Source organism: Methylobacterium sp. WL116, assembly GCF_008039455.1.
In the GTDB taxonomy this organism is placed as follows: Bacteria; Pseudomonadota; Alphaproteobacteria; order Rhizobiales; family Beijerinckiaceae; genus Methylobacterium.
Genome location: NZ_VRUV01000792.1, coordinates 1 through 1,504, shown reverse-complemented (window position 1 = coordinate 1,504; position 1,504 = coordinate 1). Strand labels below are relative to the sequence as shown.

The window sequence follows — 1,504 nt, the reverse complement described above, 5'->3', positions numbered from 1 at the left end:
TCGAACTTCATGGCTTTAGGCCCTCGCTTGGTTGAGCGCCGCGGACAGGGTCCGCTCAGCGAGCGTCAGCTTGTAGGCGTTCGCATGGGTCGGCGCGGCGCCGGCGAAGACCTGCTCGGTCACCGCCTTGGCGCCCCGCGGCAGGTCGACCTCGGCCGCCTCCACCCGCCAGGGTTTCGGCGCCACCCCGCCGAAGGCGACGCGGCCGGACCCGTCCCTGCCCAGGATCGCCGCCACCGAGACCAGCGCGTAGGCGTACGACGCCCGGTCGCGGACCTTGCGGTAGAGGTGCGTGCCCGCCACCGGCTTCGGCAGCGTCACCGCCGTGATCAGCGCGCCGGCCGCGAGCGTGGTGTCGCGCTCGGGCGCGTCGCCGGGCAGGCGGTGGAACGCGGCGATCGGGATCGCGCGTTCCCGGCCCTCGCCGTCGACGGTCTCGACGGTGGCGTCGAGCACGCGCATCGCCACCGCCATGTCGCCGGGATGGGTGGCGATGCAGGCGTCGCTTCCGCCGATCACCGCCAGCTGCCGGCTGACCCCGTCGAGCGCCGAGCAGCCGGAGCCCGGCCGGCGCTTGTTGCAGGCCTGCGCGGTGTCGTAGAAGTACGGGCAGCGGGTGCGCTGCAGCAGGTTGCCGGCGGTGGTCGCCTTGTTGCGCAGCTGCCCCGAGGCGCCGGCCAGCAGCGCGCGCGACAGCACGCCGTAATCCTTCCGGACACGGGCGTCGGCGGCGAGGTCGGTGTTGCGCACCAGCGCGCCGATGCGCAGGCCGCCCTCCGGCGTCGGCTCGATCCGGTCGAGCCCGAGCCCGTTGACGTCGACGAGGTGGGTCGGGGTCTCGATCTGCAGCTTCATCAGGTCGAGCAGGTTGGTGCCGCCGGCGATGAACTTGGCGTTGGGCGTGCGCGCCACGGCGGCGGCGGCCTCGGCCGGCGTGCTCGGGCGCTCGTAGGTGAACGACTTCATGCGGGCCTCCGGCCGGTCTCGAGGCCGGCGACCTCGCTCATCGCCTCGACGATGTTGGAATAGGCGCCGCAGCGGCACAGGTTGCCGCTCATGCGCTCGCGGATCTCGGCCTCGGTGACCCGGGTCGGCGCGGTGAGGTCGGCGGTGGCGTGGCTGGGGATGCCGGCCCGGATCTCGTCGAGCACGGCCACGCCCGAGCAGATCTGGCCGGGCGTGCAGTAGCCGCACTGGTAGCCGTCGTGGCGGACGAAGGCGGCCTGCATCGGGTGCAGGTCGTCGGGCTGGCCCAGCCCCTCGATGGTGGTGATCTCCGCGCCCTGGTGCATCACGGTGAGCGTCAGGCAGGCGTTGATGCGCCGCCCGTCGACGATCATCGTGCAGGCGCCGCACTGGCCGTGGTCGCAGCCCTTCTTCGAGCCGGTCAGGTGCAGATGCTCGCGCGCCGCATCGAGCAGGCTCGTGCGGGTGTCGAGCTCGAGCTCGCGCCGCTGGCCGTTGATCGTGAACCACACCCGCGCCAGGACAGGGCGGTCGCCGG

At 73.1% G+C, this 1,504-nt stretch carries 2 protein-coding genes; both read right to left on the bottom strand.

The annotated features are described in order from the left end of the window. Nucleotides 1-15: 15 nt before the first annotated feature. Nucleotides 16-966, bottom strand: coding sequence for a xanthine dehydrogenase family protein subunit M (locus tag FV223_RS27380; protein ID WP_147729841.1), 951 nt, complete (start codon nucleotides 964-966; stop codon nucleotides 16-18). Next, on the bottom strand, nucleotides 963-1,487 hold the full coding sequence (gene paoA, locus FV223_RS27375) for an aldehyde dehydrogenase iron-sulfur subunit PaoA (protein ID WP_246689830.1): 525 nt from the start codon (nucleotides 1,485-1,487) through the stop codon (nucleotides 963-965). The genes FV223_RS27380 and paoA overlap by 4 nt, the downstream gene beginning before the upstream one ends. Nucleotides 1,488-1,504 lie beyond the last annotated feature (17 nt).

Coding starts and splice junctions, on each gene's coding strand:
- FV223_RS27380 (WP_147729841.1), bottom strand. CDS start 966: ATGAAGTCGTTCACCTACGAGCGCCCGAGCACGCCGGCCGAGGCCGCC.